The organism is Actinomadura sp. 6K520, assembly GCF_004349245.1.
Taxonomy (GTDB): Bacteria; Actinomycetota; Actinomycetes; order Streptosporangiales; family Streptosporangiaceae; genus Spirillospora.
This window is the reverse complement of the sequence record NZ_SMLC01000053.1, coordinates 1-22,799: the sequence shown is the minus strand read 5'-3', so window position 1 is coordinate 22,799 and position 22,799 is coordinate 1. Positions and strand designations below refer to the sequence as shown.

The window sequence follows — 22,799 nt, the reverse complement described above, 5'->3', positions numbered from 1 at the left end:
AGGCTAGGTTCCTTGATCGTGGAGCCGATCGATCTGACGCCCGCCGAGCGCCGCGTGTGGCGGGCGTTCCCCACCGGAACGCCGGTCGACCTCCGGGACGGCACCGACGACGACCCCGAGGGCGGTGACGCGTGGCCCGCCCGGCGCACGCTGCGGGCCTGTGTACTGCGCAAGCTGCTGCTGAGCCCGCCGGTGGACGGCGAGGTCGCGGCGCTTCGCGTGGCGGGGGCGCGCGTCACCGGGGCGCTGGACCTGAAGTACGCGACGGTCGAGCACCCGATCGGGCTGTGGGGATGCCACTTCGAGGAGACACCCGTCCTGTACGGGGCGCGCGTCCGGCAGGTGAACCTGAGCGGGTCCCGCCTGCCGGGGCTGGACGCGGCGACACTGCGGGTGGACGGGGTGCTGCGCCTCACCGACTGCCGCGTCACGGGCCAGGTCCGGCTCGGCGGGGCGCGGCTGTCCGGTGTCCTCTTCCTTGAGCGGGCGCGGCTCGGGACGGCGGACGGGCGGGAGGAGGAGGTCCTGCACCTCAACCATTCCGTCCTTGAGGACGACGTCTGGGGCCCGGGGCTGGAGGCGCTCGGCGAGGTCCGGATGAACGGGGCGTCGGTGGCCGGGGTGGTGAACCTGGAGGGCGCCGTCCTGCGCAACCCGGGCGGGCTGGTCTTCGACGGCGCGAACCTCACCGTCGGCTCGGACCTGAACGCGACGCGGGCCCGCTTCGAGGGCGAGGTCAACGTGCGCGGCGCGACGATCCCGGGCCTGCTCGTCCTCACGCAGGCGCGGCTGTCGGCTCCGGACGGCTGCGCACTGCGGACGACGAGCGCCTCCATCGGGGAGGTGTGGTTCCGGGAGGGGCGGGTCGAGGGGACGGTGAACATGCTCCGCGGGCGCTTCGGCCTCCTCCACGTCCCGCCCGGCGCGATCGACGGCGAGGTGTGGCTCGACGGCCTGACCTACGGTTCGCTCACGCCGCGGCTTCCGGCGAAGGCGCGGATCGCGATGCTGGAGCGGGACGCGGAGGGGTACGTCCCGCACGCGTACGAGCAGCTCGCCGCCGCCTACCGGCAGGCCGGGGACGACAGGGCGGCGCGCAACGTCCTGCTCGCCAAGCAGCGGCAGCGCCGCGCGACGCGTCCCTGGTACGCGAGGCTGTGGGGCTACCTCCAGGACGTGACGGTCGGGTACGGTTTCCGGCCGGTGTGGGCCGCGGCGTGGCTCGCCGGCCTGCTCGTCGCCGGCACGACGGTGTTCGGGGCGCGGCATCCGGAGCCGCTGAAGCCCGGCGAGCAGCCCCCGTTCAACGCGCTCTTCTACACGCTCGACCTGCTGCTGCCCATCATCGACTTCGGGCAGGAGCGGGCGTTCAAGCCGGTCGGCGGGTACCAGTGGCTCGCCTACGTGCTGATCCTCACCGGATGGGTGCTCGCGACGACGATCGCGGCCGGGATCACCCGGACGCTTCGCCGGCAGTGACGCCGCGGAGCCGGGCGGCCGCGGCCTCGGGCGGGACGTCGTTGATCCAGGCCGCCATGCCCGACTCCGACCCCGCCAGGTACTTGATCTTGCCGGGGGCGCGGCGGACCGAGAACAGCTCCAGGTGCAGGCGGACGAGGTCGCGGCCCGCACCGGTGGGCGCCTGGTGCCAGCCGGCGACGTACGGGAGCGGGTCGTCGTACAGGGCGTCGCAGCGGCGGAGGAGGTCGCGGTAGAGGACGGCCAGTTCGGCGCGTTCGCCGTCGTCCAGCGCGGCGAGGTCCGGGACGTGGCGGTGCGGCATCAGGTGCACCTCGACGGGCCAGCGGGCGGCGGCGGGCACGTAGGCCGTCCAGTGCTCACCCGCGACGACGACGCGGGAGCCCGCTCGTTCGGCCTTCAGGACGTCGCCGAACAGGTCGCGGCCGGCGGCCATCGCGAGCATGCGCTCCGTCCGGGGCGTCACGAACGGGTAGGCGTAGATCTGCCCGTGCGGATGGTGCAGGGTCACGCCGATCTCGACACCGCGGTTCTCGAACACGAAGACCTGCCGGACGCCGGGGATCGCGGACAGTTCGGCGGTACGGTCCGCCCACGCGTCGATGACGGTGCGGACGCGGGAGACCGGCAGCAGCGCCATCGACGCGGCGTGGTCGTCGGTGAAGCACACGACCTCGCAGCGTCCGTCGCCGCGGGCGCGTGCCACGCCGCCGGCCGCGCCATCGGCCGCGCCATCGGCCGCGCCATCGGCCGCGCCATCGGCCGCGCCATCGGCCGCGCCATCGACCAAGGGCGGGACCGGCGGCGTGCGCACATCGAACGAGGGGAAGCGGTTCTCGAACACCGCCACCTCGTAGGACGGGTCGGGGATCTCCGAGGCGGGGCCGCCGGGGCACAGCGGGCACTGGTCGGCGGGCGGCAGGAACGTCCGCGCGTTGCGGTGCGCGGTGATGGTGACGTGGTCGCCGGTCAGCGGGTCGCGGCGGACCTCGCAGCGCGGCTCGACGGGCGGCAGCCCCCGCGGGTCGGGGACGGGCACCCGCCCCGGCGCCTCGTCGTAGTAGATGATCTCCCGGCCGTCCGACAGCCGCGCCCGTGTCCTGTGCATCTCGGGCAGACCCTACAGCGCCATCGCGGCGTGTCCGGCCACCGTCAGGGCCAGCGGTACTCGGCGTTCTCGGTGGGGACGTGGTGGGGGAGGTAGCACTTCGTCGTCACGTGCTCGTCCTTGCAGTCGAGGCACAGGTAGGTGCGGTGGCCGCGCAGGCCGCGCCCCCGCCCGTCGCAGGGCGGGCAGACGCACGGCGACCAGCCGACAATGACCCGCCCCGCGGCGAGCCGATGCCCCGCGGGGCACATGAACGGGACATGTTCACGAACCTCCACGGCTCCACCTTACTCGAACATACTGTCGATGTTCCCGGCGCCTCCTCGGGTACGGGTGGTGCCTCCTAGTGGCTGCGGTGGGTGATGAGGTGGGCGAGGGCCCGAAGTTCCGCGCCGGTGGCGGGATGGAGCCCGGCGGCGGTCAGGTCGGCCTCGGCCTCGGTGAGCAGGACGGCGGCCCGGGTGGCGGCCCAGGTGCGGCCACCGGCGGCGTCGACGAGGGCGGCGGCGCGGGACGCGTCGTCGCCGGTGAGGTCGCCGCCGCGGAAGTACAGCTCGGCCAGCTCGGCACCGGCGGGCGTTTGCGAGGTGAGGGCGGCGACGACCGGCAGGGACTTCTTCCGGCTGTGCAGGTCGGAGTGGACGGGTTTGCCGGTGACCCCGGGGTCGCCCCAGATACCGAGCAGGTCGTCCACGAGCTGGAACGCCAGGCCGATCCGTTCGCCGAAGGCGCCGAGGCGGGCGACCTGCCCGGTGGTGCCGCCGCCGTAGGCCGCGCCCAGCGCGCACGCGGCGCCCAGCAGCGCGCCGGTCTTGCGGCCCGCCATGGCCGCGCATTCGTCGAGCGTCACGTCCGAGCGTTCCTCGAACGCCAGGTCGGCGCTCTGCCCGGCGACCAGGTCGAGGACCGCCTGGGCGAGGGTGCGGACGGCGCGGGGGAGCAGCGGGGACGGCTCGTCGGCGAGGACCTCGAAGGCGGCGGCGAGCAGCGCGTCCCCGCCTAGGATCGCGGCGTTGGCGCCGAACACGGTCCACGCGGTGGGCCGGTGCCTGCGGGTGAGGTCGCCGTCCATGACGTCGTCGTGCAGGAGCGAGAAGTTGTGCGCCAGCTCGACCGCGACGGCGGCGGGCAGCGCGGCGGAGGCGGGCCCGCCGACCGCCTCCGCCGCCAGCAGGGTCAGCGCGGGGCGGATCGCCTTGCCGCCCCCGTCGGCGGCCGGCAGGCCCCGCTCGTCGCGCCAGCCGAAGTGGAACGCGGCGATGCCGCGCGCCGTGTCCGGCATCCGCTCGACCGCGTCCCGCAGCGCGGGGTCGAGCAGGCGGCGGCTCCAGCCGAGGACCTCGGCCGCCGTGCGGGCGCGGCCCGTCCGGGGCTCGTCCGGCTCCGGCCCCCGGCCGCCGTACGGACCCGGGTCGCCCGGACCCGGGTCGCCCGGACCCGGGTCGTCCTCCGGCCCCCGGTCACCCGTGTCCAGGCAGGGGTCCGAGCGAAGCTCGTCCTTTGACCGACGGTGGGTGGGGGTCGGCGGACGGTGGTCGCAGCGGAGCACGGCAGGGTCGTCTCCCCAGACGGGCATGTCGTCCCCTTTCCCTAGCGGGCGGTCTCGACGTTCTCCAGGACGCCGAGCGCGTCGGGCACCAGCACGGCGGCGGAGTAGTAGGCGCTGACCAGGTAGGTCAGGATCGCCCGCTCGTCGATGCCGGCGAACCGGACCGACAGCCCCGGGCGGACCTCGCCGGGCATCCCGGTGCGGTGCAGGCCGATGACGCCCTGGTCGTCCTCGCCGGTGCGCAGCACGAGGATGGAGCTCGTCCCGGACGGGCTGATCGGGATCTTGTCGCAGGGGTAGATCGGGACCCCGCGCCATGCCTGCACCCGCCGCCCGGACCCGCCGGGCCCGTCCACCCGCAGGACGGACGGGTACACCCCGCGGCGGGTGCACTCCCGGCCGAACGCGGCGATCGTCCTCGGGTGGGCGAGGAAGAACCGCGACTTGCGGCGCCGGGCCAGCAGCTCGTCCAGGTCGTCGGGGGTCGGCGGGCCCCCGCGGGTCTGGATGCGCTGCCGCAGGTCGGCGTTGTGCAGGAGCCCGAAGTCGCGGTTGTTGACGAGTTCGTGCTCCTGGCGTTCGCGCACGGCCTCGACGGTGAGCCTGAGCTGCTGCTCGACCTGGTCCATCGGCCCGTTGTAGAGGTCGGCGACGCGGGAGTGGACGCGCAGGAGCGTCTGGGTGGCGCTCAGGCCGTACTCGCGGGGCGACGCCTCGTAGTCGACGAACGTGCCGGGCAGGACGGGTTCGCCGGCGTGCCCGGACGCGAGCTCGATCGCCGCCTCGCCGTGCCCGGTCTGCGGCGGGGCGGGGGCGTCCCGGTACGCCTCCAGATGGGTGCGCAGCGTGTCGAACCTGCCGGTCAGCTCCTCGATCGCCGCCCGGGAGAGCGTGAGGACGGTGGTGGGGGTCAGCGCGCGGAACGTGCAGGGCCATTCCTCGCCGGGGCCGAGGAGGGCCCGGTCGCCGAAGAACCGGCCGTCGGCGAGGATGCCGGCCTCGGCTTCGCCGCCGTACTCCCCCGGGGTCCGCAGCGCGACCTTGCCGTGCGCGATCAGGTGGACCGCGTCGGCGGGGCGGCCCGCCGCCGCGATGGTCTCGCCGGGGCCGTACTCGCGCTGCTCGAACCGCCCGGCGAGCACGTCGAGGACGTCCCCGCCGGCGAGCCCGCGCAGCGGCGGCAGCTCGGCCAGTTCCGGCGGGACCACCCGGACCGCGGCGCCGTCGTTGACGAACGTGACCAGGCCGTCGCCGAGCCGGTAGGTGAGCCGCCGGTTCACCCGGTAGGTCCCCGCGTCCGCCCGCACCCACGGCAGCTGCCGCAGCAGCCACCGCGGGGTGATGCCCCGCATCTGCGGGACGGACTTGGTCGTCGTCGCGAGGTTGCGGGCGGCGCGCGTGCCGAGCGCGTGCCGCCCGCCCGGAGCCTCCTGCGGCGGTGTCACTCGCCGGCACCGCCGTGGGCGACCTCGACGGACTCCAGCATCCCGAGCGCGTCGGGGACCAGGACGGCGGCCGAGTAGTAGGCGCTGACGAGATAGGAGATGAGGGCCTTCTCGTCGATGCCCATGAAGCGGACGGACAGGCCGGGCTGGTACTCGTCCGGCAGCCCGACCTGGTGCAGGCCGATCACGCCCTGCGCCTGCTCGCCGGTGCGCATCAGCAGGATCGAGCTGGTCTTCGTCCTGCTGACGGGGATCTTGTTGCACGGGAAGATCGGCACGCCGCGCCACGCCGGGACCCGGTGGCCGCCCACGTCGATGCCCTCGGGGTAGACGCCGCGGGCGCTGCACTCGCGGCCGAAGGCGGCGATGGCCTTCGGGTGGGCGAGGAAGAACGCCGGGTCCTTCCAGACGAGGGTGAGCAGGTCGTCCATGTCGTCGGGGGTGGGCGGGCCGCCGCGCGTGTGGATGCGCTGCGACAGGTCGGCGTTGTGCAGCAGCCCGAAGTCGCGGTTGTTGACCAGCTCGTTCTCCTGGCGCTCGCGCAGCGCCTCGATGGTCAGCCTGAGCTGCTGCTCGACCTGGTCCATCGGCTCGTTGTAGAGGTCGGCGACGCGGCTGTGCACGCGCAGGACGGTCTGCGCGACGCTCAGCTCGTACTCGCGCGGCGCCGCCTCGTAGTCGACGAACGTGCCGGGCAGGACCGGCTCGCCGTCGTGCCCGGACGCGAGGTCGATCGCGGCCTCGCCGTACTCGTTGTGCTCCTGCCGGGGACTCGACCGGTACTCGTCCAGATGCGCCTGCAGGGAGGCGGACTGGCCGAGCGTCTCCTGGAAGTCGGTGTCGCTCATGCTGAGGATCGTGCAGGCGGTGACGGCCTTGACCGTGTACTCCCACTCCTCCCGGTCCTCGCCCTCCTCGGCGCCGAGCAGGGCCTGCGCGCCGAAGAAGTCGCCGTTGGCGAGCGTGCCGAGCACGGCGTCGGCGCCGAACTCGCCGGCGCCGATCCGGTTGAGCTTGCCGTGCGCGACGAGGATGACCCGGTCGACGGGGCGGCCGCGCTCCACGATGACGTCGCCGGGCTCGTACTCCTGCTGGGTGAACCGCCCGGCGATGGCGTCGAGCGTGAGGTCGTCGTCGTAGCCGCGCAGCGGCGGCAGCTCGCCCAGCTCGCGCGGGATGACCCGGACGTCGGCGCCGGTGGTCACGAACGTCACCCGCCCGTCCCCGAGGGTGTAGGTGAGCCGCCGGTTGACGCGGTAGGCGCCGCCGGCCGCCTGGACCCAGGGCAGCAGTTTCAGCAGCCACCGCGAGGTGATGCCCTGCATCTGGGGGACGGACTTCGTCGTCGTCGCGAGATTCCGTGCCGCCGCCGTGCCAAGGCTCATCTGCTGCTGGCGTTCCTGCTGTTCGGTCACGTGCACACCACCGATTCGTAGCCGTCGTGTCAGGAGGGCCGGTGTCCGGCCAACACGGAAGCTACAGACGGTAATCAAGTGATCGCAACGGGCCATGCTCCAGCTCTTCTTGACCATGGAGCCACACAAGTCGCACCAGTCCGTCACGTCCCACCGGGCTCAGCCGCGGGTAAGGCGCCACCGGGACGACGAAAGGGAACCTTCGATCACGGGGGCGGGGGTCACGCCCTCCGGTAGTTCTTCGCCGCTTCCTCGACGAGGCTGTCCGGCAGTTCGGTGAGGACGGTGGTGCGCTGCATGTCGTCATCGTCGCGCGGAGCCGCCTCCCCGTCCTTTTTCCCGTCTTCTCCGGCGGGGTCCGCCACGTCGCCGCCGGGCTCGTCCGCGATCTCGTCGGGCAGTTCGTCGGGCAGTTCGTCGGTGGCCTGCGGGTCGCCGTCCAGCAGCTCGTCGAGGGAGACGGTGCGCTGGGCGGCCTCGTCGGCCCCGGGCGGCTCGTCCTGGAGCAGGTCGTCCTCGGGGATGGACATGAGGGCCTGCGTCTCCTGCGCCTCGCGGGTGATCACACCGCTGGAGAGAACAGTGTTGCGGTGCCGGAGCGCGCCGTTCTCGCGGAGCAGGTTGTCGACCTCGGCGCGGGCCCGGCGCACGCGGCGGCTCGACCGTACGTGCACGGTGAAGCCGCCGAGGGCGAGGCCCAGCAGGAAGCAGGCGGCCGGGACGCCCACCGAGGACGGCAGGAGCAGCGCCACCACCGCGACGACGACCAGCGCGACGACCGCCCCGAGCGCGAGGGATTGCTGCTCCATCCGGTCCAGGACGGTGTTGACGCGCTTCGGGATCCGCACTCCGGTTACTCCTCCACTCGGCTCAGAACGAAGACAACGATCAGGCCAGGGTGCGATGTTCCATCACCGCGACAGGCTGCTGTTCCAGGGACGCCGCCGGCCTTCTCCGGCCGGGACGGCTCCGGGCTCGCGTCGTCCGCGCCGCCCCGCCTCCCCGGTTCACTGACCGGCGGGAGGCGTTCGAAACACTAACAGCACGTGACATCGGCCTCCCCCGCGGCACTCCGCCGCGCGACACGGGATGCGAGCACCTCCGGCGCCGAATATCGTCCATGGATATGAGCGAACATTTTGACGTCGTGGTCCTGGGCGCGGGCCCGGGTGGATATGTCGCCGCGATCCGGTCGGCACAGCTCGGGCTGAAGACGGCGATCGTCGAGGAGAAGTACTGGGGCGGCGTCTGCCTCAACGTCGGCTGCATCCCCTCGAAGGCGCTGCTGCGCAACGCCGAGCTGGCGCACATCTTCACCCAGGAGCAGAAGACCTTCGGCATCAACGTCGAGGGGCGGGTCTCGTTCGACTACGGCGTCGCCTACGAGCGCAGCCGCCAGGTCTCGGAGAAGCTGGTCAAGGGCGTCCAGTTCCTGATGAAGAAGAACAAGATCACGTCCTATGACGGGCGGGGCACGTTCACCGACCCGAACACGCTGCAGGTCGACCGGGCGGACGGCTCGAGCGAGACGGTGACCTTCGCCAACTGCATCATCGCGGCCGGGGCGCACACCAAGCTGCTGCCGGGCACGTCGCTGTCCGAGCGCGTCGTCACCTACGAGGAGCAGATCCTCAGCTCCGAGCTGCCCGGGAGCATCGTCATCGCGGGCGCGGGCGCGATCGGCGTCGAGTTCGCGTACGTCCTGCACAACTACGGGGTGCAGGTCACGATCGTCGAGTTCCTCGACCGGATGGTGCCGAACGAGGACGCCGACGTGTCCAAGGAGCTCGCCAAGCGGTACCGCAAGCTCGGCGTGGACGTGCTGACCTCCACCCGCGTGGACGCCATCGACGACTCCGGCGACAAGGTGAAGGTCACCGTCACCGGCAAGGACGGCGCCCAGCAGGTCATCGAGACCGACAAGGTGCTGCAGGCGATCGGCTTCCAGCCGAACGTGGAGGGCTACGGGCTGGACAAGACCGGCGTCCGGCTCACCGAGCGCGGCGCGATCGACGTGGACGGCCGCTGCCGGACGTCCGTCCCGCACATCTACGCCATCGGGGACGTCACCGCCAAGCTCATGCTCGCGCACGCCGCCGAGGCGATGGGCATCGTCGCGGCCGAGACCATCGGGGACGCCGAGACGATGGAGCTCGACTACGTGATGATCCCCCGCGCCACGTACTGCCAGCCGCAGGTCGCGAGCTTCGGCTGGACGGAGGCGCAGGCGAAGGAGCGGGGCTTCGACGTCAAGACCGCCAAGTTCCCCTACAGCGCGAACGGCAAGGCGCTCGGCATGGGCGAGGGCGACGGCTTCGTCAAGGTGATCAGCGACGCGAAGTACGGCGAGATCCTCGGCGCCCACATGATCGGCCCGGAGGTCACCGAGCTGCTGCCCGAGCTGACCCTGGCGCAGCAGTGGGACCTGACCGTCCACGAGGTGGCCCGCAACGTGCACGCCCACCCAACCCTGGGCGAGGCCATCAAGGAGTCCGTGCACGGCCTCGCCGGCCACATGATCAACCTCTGATCCGCGTCCCGGGCGTGCCCGCGGGTGCGGGCACGCCCGTCGCCGGCGCCGGCGGTCCGGCGGCCGGTCAGGACGCGCCGCCGGTGGAGGCCGGGGCGGGGCGGGTGAGGCGGCTCAGGAGGCGCTGGCCCTGGCGGGTGCTGATGTCGAGGCGGCGGCCCAGTTCGGTGCCGGTGATGTCGGGTTCGGCGTCGATGATGGCCAGGGCGCGGGCCTCGTTGTCGGTGGCGACGCTGCGCGGGGTCCGCGGGCGCGGGGGGTTGCGCCGCGGGGTCCTGCGCCGCGGCGGGGCCTTCTCCTTCTCGGGTTCCGGTGCCGTCAGCTCGGTGACGCGGGCGAGGGCCTCGTCGAGCATGACGCCGTCCGAGAGCATCCAGACGACGTCCGCGGGCGCCCTGGTCCGCCACTTGCGGCCGTAGTGCTCGCTCAGCAGTGCCAGGGCGTGCCGGCGGCGCTGCTCGGCGGCCAGGGCCCGCGGGTACGAGGTGATCTGCCACAGGACCATGCGGCGCCACAGCCGGAACGTGGACCAGGGGGCGAGGAGCCAGCGGGCGACGGGGACGCCCTCGCGGACGGTCCCGGCGGCGATGCCGGCGCGGCGGCGGATGGCGTGCCGGACGGCCTCGATGAACGTGATGAACAGGATCGGCATCGCGGCGTGCATCACCATGCCGGTCGCGTCGCCGTGGGCGGCCGACACGTTCAGCCACACGGTCGCGCCCGTGAAGGCGAACGCCATCCAGCGCAGGGCCGGCATCGGCATGGCCAGCCATTCCAGCAGCAGCGCCACGGAAACCAGGGCGAGGATGCCCAGGTCGACTCCGGCGGGGACGATCCACGCCTGGCCGCCGAACCACGGCTCGGCGACGTCGCGGACGGAGGCGAACGAGCCGTAGCCGCCCAGGCCGGCGAGCCCGGCGAAGAACAGCCCGCCGGTCCCGGCCAGGACCTTCTGCGCCCGGGTCAGCGGCACGGTGTTCGGCGGCACGGTGTTCAGCGGCGCGGGGGCCGTCCGCACCTCGTCCATCGGCGTTCCTCCCGCCACGGGGTCCAGATCACCCAGTGACGGTAGCGCGCCGGAACCGCCCGTCCGGACGAAAGTGCAGGAACCGCCCAAATGCCCAGGTCGTCAGCGCAGCGGGCTGAACGGCGCCAGCTCCGGCGGGCGTTCGCCGGTGACGATCTGCTCGGCGAGGAGGCGTCCCGTGGCGGGGCCGAGGGTGATGCCCCACATCCCGTGGCCGCCCGCGGCGAAGACGTGCGGCGACCGGGTCGCGCCGATCAGCGGCAGGCCGTCCCGGGTGCACGGGCGCGACCCGACCCACTCGTCGCGCCGGGCGTCCAGGTCCGCGCCGCGCAGCAGCGGGCGGACGGCCTCGACGATCGCCCTGATCCGGCGCGGGTCGAGCGGTGCCTCGGGCCGGCGGAACTCCATCATCCCGGCGACGCGCAGCCGGTCCCCCAGCGGCGTGCAGGCCACCCGCTGGGACGGGAAGTACACCGGGGCGTCCGGGACGCGGTCCACCGGCACGCTGAAGCTGTACCCGCGGCCCGCCTGGACGAGGGCGCGGACGCCGAACCGCCGGGCCAGCCCGCCCAGCCACACGCCGCTCGCGATCACGACCGCGTCGAACGACTCGAAGTCGCTGCCCGCGGTGCGGACGGCGGCGCCGCCGGACTCGTCGCGGATGTCGCGCACGGCCTCGCCCGGCCGGATCTTGCCGCCGCGGTCGCGGACCGAGTCGGCGAGCGCGTGCACGAACCGTCCCGGGTCGATGAAGCGCTGGCCGCGCAGCACGACCGCCGCGCCGATCTCGCCGGACAGCGCGGGCTCCGCCGCACGCGCCTCGTCCCCGCCGATGGCCTCGTACTCCAGTTCCTGCCCGGCCGCGCGGATGTGCTCGATCTCTTCGAGGAGGACGGTGCGCTCCTCGGCCGTCCGGTAGGCGGCGAGGAAGGACCCGGCGTCGCGGGTCTCCGCCTGCACCCCGCCCTCGATGAGCGCGTCGAAGCTCGGCAGCGCCCGGCCGTTGATCGGCACCAGGGACTCCATCGCGCGCCGCCACTTCGCGGCGGTGCTGTGCGCGGCGAAGCCCGCGAGGAACCTGAGCAGCCGCGGGCTGGCGCTCGGCGGCACGTAGACCGGCGACGACGGGCTGAGGACCGCCCGCACGCCGTAGGAGAGGACGGCCGGCTCGGGCAGCGGGGTCGCGAGACCGGGGGTCAGCCATCCGGCGTTGCCCCAGGACGCTCCCGCCGCCACGTCGTCCCTGTCGAATACCGTGACGTCGGCGCCGTGCTCCTGCAGGAACCAGGCCGTGGACAGACCGACCATGCCGGCGCCCACGACCGCGACGCTGCGCGGCCGCGTGTCGAGAGCCATGCCCTTTCATCTCCTCGTGTTCGGGGGGGATCACCTCGATGGTTACCCGGGATGTGACCGGCGTCTCTGTCCTGTTCGGCCAACCGGGGCGGGCGGCATAGTGTGAAGAGCACAAACCCCGGGTGAGGTGGACGTGATGATCAGCCTGACCGATCTCGTCGATTCCCTGGGGCCGGGACTGCTGCGGATGGTCGAGCACGGGAACGGCTCGCAGGTGCACGACGTCGTCCTGGCCGAACCGGGCGAGGCGGCCGGGCAGCCCGGCGACATCGTCCTGGGCGTGGGCGTGACCGGCCCGGCGGACGCGGTGGCGCTCCTCGAACGGGCCCACGCCGCGGGCGCGGACGGCGTCGTCCTGAAGGCCCCCCTGGCCGACGACCCCGGGGTCGTCGCCGCGGCACGGCGGCTCCGGCCCGCGCTCGTCGAACTCCAGCCGGACACCTCCTGGACGCACGTCGTGTGGCTCGTGCGCGGCGCGATCGACCGTGCCTACGCGCCGCTTCCCGGGCCGATCGGCGCGCAGGACGTCCACAACGACCTGTACGCGCTCGCCGACGCGGCCGCCGAGATCGCGGACGCCCCGGTGACCGTCGAGGACGCCCGCTCGCGGGTCCTCGCCTACTCCGGGCGCCAGGACACCACCGACCCGGCCCGCGTCTCCACGATCGTCGGCCGCCGCGTGCCGCCGCAGGTCATCGCCCATCTCCGCGCCTCCGGGGTGTTCCGCAGGCTCGCCCGGTCGAGCGACCCCGTCTTCGTCCCCGAGAGTCCCGACGGGATGCTGCCGCGCCTCGTCGTCCCGGTCCGGGCCGGGGGCGAATGGCTCGGCTCCATCTGGGTGGTGGCGCGGACGCCGATCCCGCCCGGCCGCGTGCAGCGCCTCACCGATCTCGCGTCCGTCCTCGCCCTGCACCTGCTGCGCCTGCGCGCGGAGGCCGGCGTCGCCCGCCGCGTGTCGGCCGACCAGCTGCGCGCCGCGCTCCGCGACGGCGCCCCGATCACCGCCCCCGCACCGCCGTGGCGGGTGGTGACCCTCGGCACGCTGGACGAGGCCGAGGACATCCGGCAGCGGCTCGACCTGTGGGACGCGATCACCTACCGGTTCGGCTGGCACCGTCCGCTCATCGGCGATCTCGACGGCGTGCTCTTCGCCGTCCTCACCGACCCGCCGCGCCCCCGGACCGAGGCCGACCCGGGGTCGCTGCCGTGGCTGCGCCACGTCCTGGACCGCGTCCGCTCCCACGACCACGCCCTGTACGCGGCGGCGGGCGGGGTCGCGCACTCCCGCACCGAACTCCCCCGTTCCCGCGCCGAGGCCGCCGAGCTTGACGCGCTCGTCGCCTCCGGCCACCTCCCCCCGGGGCTGATCCTGCTGGAGGACGCCTGGGACGCCGTGGTCGTCGAACGCGCCAGGACGGCGACCCGGGTCGGCGCCGGCCTGCTCGGCGGCCCGCTCCCCGGCCTCCGCGCCCACGACGAGCGCCACGGCACGGCGTTCCTGCCGACGCTCGCCGCCTGGCTCGACCACTTCGGCGACCCGAAGGGCACCGCGCAGGAGCTGGGCGTCCACCCCAACACCCTGCGCCACCGCCTCCGCAGGATGGCCGAGGTGTCCGCGCTGGACCTCGCGTCCCCCCGGGTCCGCATGGCCCTCCGCCTTCAGCTCAGCGCGCTCGGGCACCCGACGGGCCGACGCAACGAATGACGCGGCAACGGCCGTGAGACGCAACGAAATGCCTGGTCAACGCAAGGTTGGCGCATTGGATCGGGGGCGGTTCGATCCTAGGCTTTCGCTCAGTCGTTCCCTTCGGGTGTCCTCTGGAGAGATGCATGAGCGTCATGCCGGCGATGGAGCCGAACACCACCGTTTCCGAGCGCGCCGTTCCGGAACGGGCCGCGCTGCGGCGGCACTTCCTGATGTGCCGTCCGGAGCATTTCGCCGTCACCTACGCGATCAACCCGTGGATGGACCCGGCGCGCGGCGCCGACGCGGGGAAGGCCGTGGCGCAGTGGGAGGCACTGCGGTCCGCGTACGTGGCGCTCGGGCACGAGGTGAGCCTGATCGACCCGGTCGAGGGCCTGCCGGACATGGTGTTCGCGGCCAACGGCGCGCTGGTGGTCGGCGGGCGCGTGTACGGGGCGCGGTTCACGCACCCCGAGCGGCACGCGGAGGCGCCCGCGTACGCGGCGTGGCTCAGGGACAACGGGTTCCGCGACGTGCTGGAGCCGCGGCACACGAACGAGGGCGAGGGCGACTTCCTCACGCTGGACGACGTGATCCTGGCCGGGACGGGGTTCCGGACGGAGATCGCGGCGCACCAGGAGGCCCAGGAGTTCCTCGGGCGGCCCGTGGTGACGCTCCGGCTCGTCGACCCGCGGTTCTACCACCTGGACACCGCGCTGTTCCCGCTCGGCGGCGACAACGTCGCCTACTTCCCGGGGGCGTTCTCGCCCGGGAGCCGGGCGGTGCTGGAGCGGCTGTTCCCGGACGCGGTCATCGCGGGCGAGCGGGACGCGGCGGTCCTCGGGCTCAACGCCGTGTGCGACGGCCGGAACGTGGTCGTCAACGCGGAGGCGGCGGAGCTGATCGGCACGCTGCGGGACCGCGGTTTCGAGCCCATCCCGGTGGATTTGTCAGAATTGCGCAAAGCCGGCGGCGGCCCGAAGTGCTGCACGCTCGAACTCCGCGCCTGACATGCCGTGATATGGGGTTGAGCCACTAAGTTGTCCGGATGACCGACTTCCCGATCCCGGACTGGTGGCATGGGCTGACCGGTGCGCGACTCGGTGTCGACTGGCTGGACCCCGCCGACTGGGAGCCGGCCTGGCAGCACATCGAGGAGTCCGGGGCGATGAGCCCCGAGCACCTGGACGCCGAGGACGAACTGCTGCGCAAGGGCAAGCTGCTGGTCGGCACCGGCCCCGAGACGGTCCGCAGATGGACGCGGCAGCGGCTCGGCGCGGCCTGGTACGTCGACCCGGAGGAGCCGGGCGTGCTGTGGTGCGCGCCCGGCGGGTTCTACCCGGCGTGGCTGTGGGTTCCGGTGGAGCCGACCGCCGCGGGCGTCCGGGAGGCGCTGGGCGAGCCGTTCCCCGCGCCGGCGGCGGCCCGCGTGGAGCTGACCGGGTTCGTCCGCGGGTTCCTCGGCCTGCGCCACCTGGTGACGGTGCCGGACGTGCCGCCGGAGGAAGGCGTCCCGCCGTGGGAGGCCGCCGCCGCGGACGATCTCGTGGTGGCGGACGGCCCGTCCCTCGACCGGTACGCGAAGACCGTGAAGTTCCTCGACCCGCAGCCGTGGGGCAGCGCACGCCAGGAGGACCCCTACCCCGAGGAGTTCCCGGGCGGGAACGCGGCGCCCAGGCTGCTGGACCACGTGCCGACCCGGGACGGGCACCGCCTGCAGCGGCTCGGGCGCGTGCCGTCGATGACGTGGCGGACGGTGCACTCCCGCTCGCAGCTGTCCATCGAGATCCACACGCGGGAGGTCGTCTGCGCGGCCGTGCGGTACCGGCCGTCGCCCGCCGCGCACCGGGAGGTGGTGCGCCGGATCAACGAGGTGCACGACGAGCGGTACCCGGAGGACCTCCCGCTGGACGCGCTCGGCGTGCTGGCCGGCTGGGACTTCGGCGTCGAGGAGGACCTGGCCCGCAACCTCGACGACCCGGACGACCCCGATGCCGTCGGCGCCGGACTGCGCTGCCTCGCCGCGCTGTGGCACGGCGACCTGCGCCGCTGCCTGGAGCTGCGGGAGTGGGCGGCGCATCCCGACCCGGCCGTGCGGGCCAACCTTGCCGTGATCGCGCATTCGTACGGCCACCGGTTCCTGCTGCAGGAGCTCGCGCTGACCGAGCGGGACCCCGGGGAGCTGGCGGCGCTGGAGGGCCTGCTCGACCACTCGCCCGCCCCGGCCGCCCGCAACGCGTTCCGCGACGACTTCGGCGGCGCGGCGATCACGGTGGACGAGGCCGGCGACCCGGTGCCGACCTGGGAGGACGAATGAGCGGCGAGCACGAGCGGACGGTGCTCCTCGCCGAGCACGCCGACCGGGCCGCCCTGGAGTCGGCGGCGGCGCGGCACGGCTGGCCGCGGGCGGCGATCAGTACGGCCGGGTTCGCCGAGATGGAGCAGGTGGCCTGGCAGACCGCCGGCCTGTTCGTCCTCTACAGCGAGGTGCACCTGCTCGGGCACCGGGTCGTGCGCGTCACCGGCGAGAGCGAGGCCGTGGTGGAGGAGGCGCTCGGTGCCGTGCTGGAGGCGGTCCCGACCGTCGAGGTGGACGAGCTGCTCGGCGTCCTGCTGGCGATGCCGCCGGCGGAGTCGGCTCCGATGATCCGCGCGCTGAACGGGCTGCGGGCGGCCGACATCTGGAACTGCGCGAACGGCAGGCGCCCGCCCGAGGACCCGCGCTACACCGAAGCGGTGGAGCGGGCCGTGCGCCATCCCGAGCGGCAGGTGGTGCGGGCGCTGGTCGACGCGGTCGGCGACCTCATGGCGGTCCGGCCGGGGCTGGAGGTCCCGATCGTCGCGCTGCGCGACGCGGACGGCCCGGCCCGGGACGTCATCGAGGACTTCGCGGCCTTCTGCGACGCCGCCCGGTAGGCAGGCCGAGGTGGCGGCGGGCGTGGGCGCGGCTCCGCAGGACGCCCGCGACGCCGACGGCCCAGATCAGGGTCTGCACGGTCCACGCCGCCCGGAACGCCTCCGGTGTGAACTCCCCGGCCGGTGACATGGCGTCGAGGACCAGGCCGATCATCAGGATCGTGACGAGCGTGGCGAAGAAGCCGCCCACGTTGACGATGCCGGTGGCGGTGCCCTGCCGTCCGGGCGGGTTGAACGTCCGGGCGTAGTCGAACCCGATCATCGAGCCGGGGCCGCCGAGCGCGACGCACATGACGAGCACCACCAGGAGCCAGGCCGGGGCGGGCGGCGGCCAGGCGAGCACGGCCGCCCAGGCCGCGGCATTGAGCCCGACGATGCCGAGCACGAGCCACGAGCGGCGCAGCGGATAGGAGGCGACGAGCCGTCCGATGACGGGGCCGGACACGATGTTCACCAGCACGAACAGCGTCAGCAGCGTGGACGCCGTCGCGGGCCGCATCCCCTGCCCCGACACCAGGTACGGGTAGCCCCACATCAGCGCGAACGTGTTGGTGGTGAACTGGGTGACGAAGTGCGCCCACAGGCCGAGGCGGGTGCCGGGATGCCGCCAGGTCTCGGCCAGGTGGACGCCCGTCTCGCGCAGGGACGGGGCGTCGGTGCGGCCTGGACCGTTCCGGAGGACGGCGAAGGAGAGCACGGCGACGAGGACGCCGAGCGCGGCGGCCGACCCGAACGCCGTCCCCCAGCCGGGGCCGTGCAGGAGCGCGACGAGCGGGATCGCGCTGAGCACCTGGCCGAGCTGCCCGAGCTGCCCGGTGAGCTGCGTGACGACGGGGACGTACCGGTTCGGGAACCATGTCGCGACGATGCCGAGGACGCTGATGAACGTCATGGCGTCGCCCGCGCCGACCATGACGCGGGCGGCCACGGCGGTGCCGACGTCGGTCGAGACGGCCATGATCGCCTGCCCCGCCGCCATGAGCAGCGCGCCTCCCGCGACCATGCGGCGCGGCCCGATGCGGTCGAGCAGCAGCCCGACGGGGACCTGCATGCTCGCGTAGACGAGGAGTTGCAGGACGGTGAAGGACGCGAGGATGCCCGCGGAGGCGTCGAACCGGTGGACGGCGTCGAGCCCGACGACGCCGAAGGAGGTCCGGTGCAGGACGGCCACGGCGTAGGCGAGGACGCCGATTCCCCACAGGGCCCACGCGATGCGGGCGGGCTTCTGTTTCGCGGGATCGTCCAGGGGTTCCGGGAGGGTCTGCACGGATAGTCGAGTCTAGGTCATTTCTGGCGGGGTCTGGCTCGCAGGTGCATCCGCTCCCCCTGCGGCCCGAACAGGCTGAGCAGTTCGACCGGCCCGCCGGCGCCGCCGAACCAGTGCGGCAGCCGGGTGTCGAACTCGGCGGCCTCCCCCGGCTCCAGGATCAGGTCGCGACCGGCGAGGTGGAGGCGCAGCCTCCCGTTCAGGACATAGAGCCACTCGTAACCCTCGTGGACCCTCGGCTCGGTGTCGGCGGGACGCTCCGGGACGATCATCTTGAACGCCTGCACGCCGCCGGGCCGCCGGGTCAGCGGCAGCACGGTCATGTCGTTCATCCGGCGCGGGCGCGGCCTGATCCGCGGGTCGCCGACCTCCGGCGCGCCGACCAGCTCGTCCAGCGGGACGTGGTGGGCCTGCGCGAGCGGGAGCAGCAGTTCGAGGCTCGGCCGCCGCTTGCCCGACTCCAGCCGCGACAGCGTGCTCACCGAGATGCCGGTGGTCTCGGCGAGCGCGTTCAGCGTGACGCCGCGTTCCTGCCGCAGCCTCCTGAGCCGGGGTCCCACCGCGGCCAGGACGTCGTCCGTGGTCTCCATGCACATATTGCAGGATCGGCAAAGACATTTGTCAAATGCGCGGGTCGTCGCGCACGCTCGCGGCATGACGAGAACAGCGGAACGAGACGTACTGATCATCGGTGGCGGCCCGGCCGGGCTGAGCGCCGCCCTCGTGCTCGCCCGCGCCCGCCGCGCCGTCACCGTGGTGGACGCGGGCGAGCCGCGCAACGCGACGGCCGGGCACATGCACGGCTTCCTCACCCGCGACGGGATGCCGCCGGGGACCCTGCTGGAGACCGGCCGGACCGAGGTCCGCGGTTACGGCGCCGAGATCATCGACGGCCGGGTCGAGCACGCGGCCAAGGACGAGGCGGGTGAGGGCTTCGTCCTCACTCTGGACGACGGCACGCGGCTCAGGAGCCGCCAAGTGCTGGTCACCACGGGCGTCACCGACGTCCTCCCGGATGTCCCCGGCCTCCAGGAAAGGTGGGGCCGCGAGGTGCAGATGTGCCCGTACTGCCACGGATGGGAGGTCCGCGACAAGCGGATCGTGGTCCTGGCGACGTCCCCGCAGTCCGTCCACCAGGTGACGCTGCTGAGCCAGTGGTCGCCGGACGTGACGCTTCTCACCGGGAAGGCCCCGGAGGGCGAGGAGGCCGCGCGCCTGGACGTGCGCGGCGTCCGCGTCGTGGAGGGCGAGGCGCGGCGCGTCGTCGTCGAGGGCGACCGGGTCACCGGCATCGAACTCGCGGACGGCTCCGTGGTCGGCTGCGACGCCGTGTTCGTCGCCCCGGCGTTCGTCGCGAAGGACGGGCCGCTGGCCGACCTCGGCTGCGCGTTCGGCGACGACGGCTTCGTGGCGGCCGACGCGACGGGGCGGACCAGCGTCCCCGGCGTGTGGGCGGCGGGCAACGTGGTCAACCCGATGGGGCAGGTCATCATCGCCGCCTCCGCGGGCGCCATGTCCGCCGCGGTGATCAACTCCGAGCTGATCGAGGCGGAGATCGCGGCGAAGCTCGCCGCCTAGGCTGGCGGGCGTGCGGGACGGCGAGCGGGAAGACGAGGCGCGGTGGCGGGCCGGGCGGGCGGCGCTCGACGCCGCCCGCGGGCCGCTCGGTGAGACCGCCGGCGCGCTGTACCCGGACGTGCCGCGGGTGGCGGGAACGCCGCTGCTGTGCCGCGCGGAGTGGATTCCGGGGGCGCCGGTCCCGCTGGAGTCCGTCCGGCTGGAGTGGGAGCCGCGTCCCGCGCCGCCCGCCGTCGCGGATCCGCCCGACGGGCTGCCGGCCGGCTACCGCACCTACGCCGAGGCCATGGCCGCGCTCGCGCCGCCCCGGGTGTTCGAGGACCGGCCGAGCCACCGCCTCCTCGCCGCCGCCCCGCCGGTGCTGCGGCTCGGTCCCGCCCGGTACTTCGACGGCGTGAACGTGGGCGAGGCCGTCGCGCACGAGCTGGCGGCCGCCGGGGCGGACGGGCTGCCGCTGCGCGACCGGATCGGCGACCCCCGCGACCTGACCCGCCGGGCCGCCCTCCCGGCGATCACGACGGTGACCCTCCTGACATCCGGCTCGTACGTCCTGCACCGGCGGGACCCGGCGAAGGTCGCGCACGCCGGCGGCCTCCACCACGTCATGCCGGTCGGGGTCTTCCAGCCGCTCGGCGACGAGCCGCCGGACATGTGGGAATGCATGGTGCGGGAGTACGCGGAAGAGCTGCTCGGAACGGGCGAGGACTACGGGGAGGGGTTCGTCCAGGCGGAGTGGCCCTTCCACCGCGAGATGACCGCCGCCCGCGAACGCGGACGCGTCCGGCCGTACTTCCTGGGCCTCGGCGTCGACCCGCTGACGTTCGCGCTCGACCTCCTCACCGCCGTGGTCATCGACGATGAGACGTTCGGCGACCTCTTCGGCGGGATGGTGGCCGTCAACGACGAGGGCGAGGTGTCGCTGGCGCCGTTCGACGGGACCGTCCCGCATCCCGTGCAACCGGCCGGTGCCGCCGCGCTCGCACTGGCGTGGCGGCACCGGCGGGCGCTCGTGCCCGGTCTCAGTCCCCGGCGAGGGCCTCGCGGCTGAGGTCCTTCAGCTCGTCCAGCGCGTCCACCAGGTGGTCGACGATCTCCGACGGGTCGGGGACGAGGTCGCGGCAGGCGACGATGCCGACGTCCACCTTGCCGTCGTAGGAGAAGACCGTGATGTTGAGGCCGCCGGTGACGTCGGTGACGACCGAGATCGGGTAGTAGCCGAGCACCTTGGCCCCGCACAGGTAGAGCGGGAACTGCGGGCCCGGCACGTTCGAGATCATCAGGTTGAGCGGGCGCAGCGAGAGGCTCGGCGCGGCCTGGAGCGCGAACCGGGTGACGGCGCCGGCGATGGGCGCCGGAAGGAGGCCGCTCATCTCCCGCACCCAGCTCCCGGACGACTCGACGAACCGCCGCTTGGCGACGTCCATGTCCCGCCGGACGGCCGCGTACCGGTCGGCGGGGTCGGGGACGTGCGTGGCGAGCGGCGTCGTCATGACCGAGACCTGGTTGCCGGGTTCCGCCGCCGCGCCGCTGCGCCGCAGCGACACCGGGACGGCCGCGACGAGCGGGCGGTCCGGCAGGTCGCCGCGCTTGTCGAGCCACTTGCGCAGGGCCGTCGCGCACAGCGCCATCACCACGTCGTTCACGCTGCCGCCGAGGCCCCGCCTGATCTGCTTGATCTCGTCCAGGGGCAGCTCGCCGCAGGCGACGGCGCGGCGGCGGCCGATCGGCTCGTTGAACGGCGTCGGCGGGGCGCTCAGCCGCGGGGCCCGCGGGGCCGCCGGGCGGCGCAGCGCCCCCTGCACGACCGACGCCACCATCCCCATGCCCGGGATCGCCGCGACACCGGGGATCTCGGCGAGGTGCGGGGCGGTGCGCGCGACCGACAGGGCGCTGCGGACCGGGTGCAGCGCGGTCTTCAGCAGCCCGGTGCCGAGCATCCCGGCCGTGCCGGGCGCCCGGAGGGGGGCCGTCTCGTCGGCGGGGAGGTCGCGCGGCTCGGGCGACAGGTCCAGCAGCGCGGCGAGCGTCTCGGCGGCCATCACGCCGTCGATGGCCGCGTGGTGGACCTTCACGTAGACGGCCGTCCGGCCGCCCACCAGGCCCTGGATCAGCACCATCTCCCACAGCGGCCGGGAGCGGTCGAGGGGCTGCTCGTGGAGCCGCCCGACGGTGTCGGCGAGCTGCCGGTCGGTGCCGGGGGCGGGCAGGCCGACCTCGAAGATGTGGCGGGCCGGGTCGAAGTCCGGGTCGTCCTCCCAGTAGGGGCGGTCCAGCCCGAGCGGCACCTGGACGAGCCGCTGCCGCAGCGGGCGGGCGGCCAGGTGCGCGCGGCCGCGGACGAGTTCGGCCACGGCCGGCACGGTGAGCCGGCCACCGGGGCACGAGGTCGCGTCGACGATGCCCAGCCCCGCGATGTGCGCGTGGGTGGTGCCGGTCTCCGCGTTGAGGAACGTGGCGTCCACGGTGGTCAGCTGGGTCATGCTCTCGTCCGTCCGCTCGTCCTGCCGTGCCTTACCCTCTAGGAGTTATGCGCTCCGGAGGGGGCAGGTCAACGCGGGCCGATAGGAAGTAACCCGGACTTAACAGGACGTTTCACCGGGTTCATCAGCAGGTTTCAAGGACCCCTGTAAAGATTTTGCGTTCTTCCGTCCTGATGTGGTCAAGAAACTTCACAACTCTGATCAAGCGGACGACGTCAAGATCGTCGCACTAGGCTGGTGGGCCATGACGGCACGACCACTCCCGGAGATCGTCGAGGCCGGCTGGGCCACCGCACTGGCACCCGTCGCGGGCACGATCGCCGCCGCCGGCGACTGGCTGCGCGCCGAGGTCGCCGCCGGACGCCGCTACCTGCCCGCCGGGCAGCACATCCTGCGCGCCTTCACCCAGCCCTTCGACGACGTACGCGTCCTCATCGTCGGCCAGGACCCCTACCCCACCCCCGGGCACGCGGTCGGCCTCAGCTTCTCCGTCGCCCCGCACGTCCGCCCGCTCCCCGCGAGCCTGGTCAACATCTTCCGCGAGTACTGCGACGACCTCGGCCACCCCGAGCCGTCCACCGGCGACCTCACGCCGTGGGCCGAGCAGGGCGTCTGCCTCCTCAACAGGGCGCTGACCGTCATGCCCGGCAAACCGGGCTCGCACCGCGACAAGGGCTGGGAACAGGTCACCGAGCAGGCCATCCGCGCCCTCGCCGCCCGCGGCCGCCCCCTCGTCGCCATCCTCTGGGGCCGCGACGCCCGCAACCTCAAACCGCTCCTCGGCGGCGTCCCCTGCATCGAGTCGCCCCACCCGAGCCCCTACAGCGCCGACCGCGGCTTCTTCGGCTCCCGCCCCTTCTCCCGAGCCAACCAACTCCTGGAACAACAGGGCACAGGCCCCATCGACTGGAAGCTGCCGTAACGGTCGCGCGCTCCGGGGGGGGGCGGTCAGTCTTCGGGGAGGC

The 22,799-nt window shown here is 73.6% G+C and carries 20 protein-coding genes; 9 read left to right on the top strand and 11 right to left on the bottom strand.

Annotated elements, in window-relative coordinates:
- The first annotated feature begins 18 nt into the window (after nt 1-18).
- A complete protein-coding gene (locus E1289_RS39620) occupies nt 19-1,479 on the top strand; it encodes a membrane-associated oxidoreductase (RefSeq protein WP_131980977.1) in 1,461 nt (486 codons plus the stop codon).
- On the opposite strand, the gene galT is transcribed toward E1289_RS39620, so the two are convergent.
- The 6 genes from galT to E1289_RS16420 all read right to left on the bottom strand — a co-directional run bounded on the left by galT (nt 1,454) and on the right by E1289_RS16420 (nt 7,844).
- Entirely contained in the window at nt 1,454-2,587 is a 1,134-nt protein-coding gene (galT, locus tag E1289_RS16445) for a galactose-1-phosphate uridylyltransferase (protein WP_131980975.1), read from the bottom strand. The genes E1289_RS39620 and galT overlap by 26 nt on opposite strands.
- A gap of 44 nt (nt 2,588-2,631) precedes the next feature.
- Nucleotides 2,632-2,865, bottom strand: coding sequence for a hypothetical protein (locus E1289_RS16440; RefSeq protein WP_131980973.1), 234 nt, complete (start codon nt 2,863-2,865; stop codon nt 2,632-2,634).
- A gap of 65 nt (nt 2,866-2,930) precedes the next feature.
- Nucleotides 2,931-4,163 (bottom strand): family 2 encapsulin nanocompartment cargo protein polyprenyl transferase, encoded by a 1,233-nt coding sequence (locus E1289_RS16435; protein ID WP_165970496.1) that lies wholly within the window; start codon nt 4,161-4,163, stop codon nt 2,931-2,933.
- Between the two features lie 14 nt (nt 4,164-4,177).
- Nucleotides 4,178-5,581: a family 2B encapsulin nanocompartment shell protein gene (locus E1289_RS16430; RefSeq protein WP_243712859.1), complete on the bottom strand. Its 1,404-nt coding sequence runs from the start codon at nt 5,579-5,581 to the stop codon at nt 4,178-4,180.
- A complete protein-coding gene (locus tag E1289_RS16425; protein ID WP_131981020.1) occupies nt 5,578-6,966 on the bottom strand; it encodes a family 2B encapsulin nanocompartment shell protein in 1,389 nt (462 codons plus the stop codon). The genes E1289_RS16430 and E1289_RS16425 overlap by 4 nt, the downstream gene beginning before the upstream one ends.
- A 251-nt stretch (nt 6,967-7,217) precedes the next feature.
- Nucleotides 7,218-7,844 (bottom strand): hypothetical protein, encoded by a 627-nt coding sequence (locus tag E1289_RS16420; RefSeq protein ID WP_131980971.1) that lies wholly within the window; start codon nt 7,842-7,844, stop codon nt 7,218-7,220.
- Between the two features lie 278 nt (nt 7,845-8,122).
- On the opposite strand from E1289_RS16420, the gene lpdA reads away from it, so the two are divergent.
- Entirely contained in the window at nt 8,123-9,526 is a 1,404-nt protein-coding gene (gene lpdA, locus E1289_RS16415; RefSeq protein ID WP_131980969.1) for a dihydrolipoyl dehydrogenase, read from the top strand.
- A gap of 67 nt (nt 9,527-9,593) precedes the next feature.
- Here the strand turns inward: lpdA and E1289_RS16410 are convergent, their stop codons facing one another.
- Both E1289_RS16410 and E1289_RS16405 read right to left on the bottom strand, forming a co-directional pair.
- On the bottom strand, nt 9,594-10,553 hold the full coding sequence (locus E1289_RS16410; RefSeq protein WP_131980967.1) for a DUF2637 domain-containing protein: 960 nt from the start codon (nt 10,551-10,553) through the stop codon (nt 9,594-9,596).
- A 102-nt stretch (nt 10,554-10,655) separates the two neighbouring features.
- Nucleotides 10,656-11,909, bottom strand: coding sequence for an FAD-dependent oxidoreductase (locus tag E1289_RS16405; protein ID WP_131980965.1), 1,254 nt, complete (start codon nt 11,907-11,909; stop codon nt 10,656-10,658).
- A gap of 136 nt (nt 11,910-12,045) precedes the next feature.
- On the opposite strand from E1289_RS16405, the gene E1289_RS16400 reads away from it, so the two are divergent.
- From E1289_RS16400 to E1289_RS16385, 4 genes are all read left to right on the top strand, one after another.
- Nucleotides 12,046-13,614: a PucR family transcriptional regulator gene (locus E1289_RS16400; protein ID WP_131980963.1), complete on the top strand. Its 1,569-nt coding sequence runs from the start codon at nt 12,046-12,048 to the stop codon at nt 13,612-13,614.
- Between the two features lie 134 nt (nt 13,615-13,748).
- The gene (ddaH, locus tag E1289_RS16395) at nt 13,749-14,603 is read left to right on the top strand and encodes a dimethylargininase (RefSeq protein ID WP_347813582.1); all 855 of its coding nucleotides are present in this window, start codon (nt 13,749-13,751) and stop codon (nt 14,601-14,603) included.
- Between the two features lie 38 nt (nt 14,604-14,641).
- The gene (locus E1289_RS16390; protein ID WP_131980961.1) at nt 14,642-15,910 is read left to right on the top strand and encodes a hypothetical protein; all 1,269 of its coding nucleotides are present in this window, start codon (nt 14,642-14,644) and stop codon (nt 15,908-15,910) included.
- Nucleotides 15,907-16,509 (top strand): hypothetical protein, encoded by a 603-nt coding sequence (locus E1289_RS16385; RefSeq protein ID WP_131980959.1) that lies wholly within the window; start codon nt 15,907-15,909, stop codon nt 16,507-16,509. Before E1289_RS16390 ends, E1289_RS16385 begins: the two co-directional genes overlap by 4 nt.
- Here the strand turns inward: E1289_RS16385 and E1289_RS16380 are convergent.
- Together E1289_RS16380 and E1289_RS16375 are read right to left on the bottom strand one after the other, a co-directional pair.
- Complete coding sequence (locus E1289_RS16380) at nt 16,469-17,776, bottom strand: MFS transporter (RefSeq protein WP_243712858.1); 1,308 nt, start codon at nt 17,774-17,776, stop codon at nt 16,469-16,471. The two genes, E1289_RS16385 and E1289_RS16380, sit on opposite strands and share 41 nt — an antisense overlap.
- 17 nt (nt 17,777-17,793) lie before the next feature.
- Nucleotides 17,794-18,366, bottom strand: a complete 573-nt coding sequence (locus E1289_RS16375) for an XRE family transcriptional regulator (RefSeq protein ID WP_131980957.1) — start codon at nt 18,364-18,366, stop codon at nt 17,794-17,796.
- A 64-nt stretch (nt 18,367-18,430) separates the two neighbouring features.
- On the opposite strand from E1289_RS16375, the gene E1289_RS16370 reads away from it, so the two are divergent.
- Both E1289_RS16370 and E1289_RS16365 read left to right on the top strand, forming a co-directional pair.
- The gene (locus E1289_RS16370; protein ID WP_131980955.1) at nt 18,431-19,354 is read left to right on the top strand and encodes an NAD(P)/FAD-dependent oxidoreductase; all 924 of its coding nucleotides are present in this window, start codon (nt 18,431-18,433) and stop codon (nt 19,352-19,354) included.
- A 10-nt stretch (nt 19,355-19,364) separates the two neighbouring features.
- A complete protein-coding gene (locus E1289_RS16365; protein WP_131980953.1) occupies nt 19,365-20,402 on the top strand; it encodes a transcriptional regulator in 1,038 nt (345 codons plus the stop codon).
- Here the strand turns inward: E1289_RS16365 and E1289_RS16360 are convergent.
- Nucleotides 20,374-21,834: a wax ester/triacylglycerol synthase family O-acyltransferase gene (locus E1289_RS16360; protein WP_131980951.1), complete on the bottom strand. Its 1,461-nt coding sequence runs from the start codon at nt 21,832-21,834 to the stop codon at nt 20,374-20,376. The genes E1289_RS16365 and E1289_RS16360 overlap by 29 nt on opposite strands.
- A gap of 244 nt (nt 21,835-22,078) precedes the next feature.
- Here E1289_RS16360 and E1289_RS16355 point away from each other — a divergent pair, with 244 nt between their 5' ends.
- Nucleotides 22,079-22,756, top strand: coding sequence for a uracil-DNA glycosylase (locus E1289_RS16355; RefSeq protein ID WP_131980949.1), 678 nt, complete (start codon nt 22,079-22,081; stop codon nt 22,754-22,756).
- Nucleotides 22,757-22,799 lie beyond the last annotated feature (43 nt).

Excerpts from the sequence above, each read along its gene's own strand:
- galT (WP_131980975.1), bottom strand. The coding sequence starts at position 2,587 with ATGCACAGGACACGGGCGCGGCTGTCGGACGGCCGGGAGATCATCTAC.
- E1289_RS16435 (WP_165970496.1), bottom strand. The coding sequence starts at position 4,163 with ATGCCCGTCTGGGGAGACGACCCTGCCGTGCTCCGCTGCGACCACCGT.
- E1289_RS16425 (WP_131981020.1), bottom strand. The coding sequence starts at position 6,966 with ATGAGCCTTGGCACGGCGGCGGCACGGAATCTCGCGACGACGACGAAG.
- lpdA (WP_131980969.1), top strand. The coding sequence starts at position 8,123 with ATGAGCGAACATTTTGACGTCGTGGTCCTGGGCGCGGGCCCGGGTGGA.
- E1289_RS16410 (WP_131980967.1), bottom strand. The coding sequence starts at position 10,553 with ATGGACGAGGTGCGGACGGCCCCCGCGCCGCTGAACACCGTGCCGCCG.
- E1289_RS16405 (WP_131980965.1), bottom strand. The coding sequence starts at position 11,909 with ATGGCTCTCGACACGCGGCCGCGCAGCGTCGCGGTCGTGGGCGCCGGC.
- E1289_RS16400 (WP_131980963.1), top strand. The coding sequence starts at position 12,046 with ATGATCAGCCTGACCGATCTCGTCGATTCCCTGGGGCCGGGACTGCTG.
- ddaH (WP_347813582.1), top strand. The coding sequence starts at position 13,749 with ATGCCGGCGATGGAGCCGAACACCACCGTTTCCGAGCGCGCCGTTCCG.
- E1289_RS16390 (WP_131980961.1), top strand. The coding sequence starts at position 14,642 with ATGACCGACTTCCCGATCCCGGACTGGTGGCATGGGCTGACCGGTGCG.
- E1289_RS16385 (WP_131980959.1), top strand. The coding sequence starts at position 15,907 with ATGAGCGGCGAGCACGAGCGGACGGTGCTCCTCGCCGAGCACGCCGAC.
- E1289_RS16375 (WP_131980957.1), bottom strand. The coding sequence starts at position 18,366 with ATGGAGACCACGGACGACGTCCTGGCCGCGGTGGGACCCCGGCTCAGG.
- E1289_RS16370 (WP_131980955.1), top strand. The coding sequence starts at position 18,431 with ATGACGAGAACAGCGGAACGAGACGTACTGATCATCGGTGGCGGCCCG.
- E1289_RS16360 (WP_131980951.1), bottom strand. The coding sequence starts at position 21,834 with ATGACCCAGCTGACCACCGTGGACGCCACGTTCCTCAACGCGGAGACC.
- E1289_RS16355 (WP_131980949.1), top strand. The coding sequence starts at position 22,079 with ATGACGGCACGACCACTCCCGGAGATCGTCGAGGCCGGCTGGGCCACC.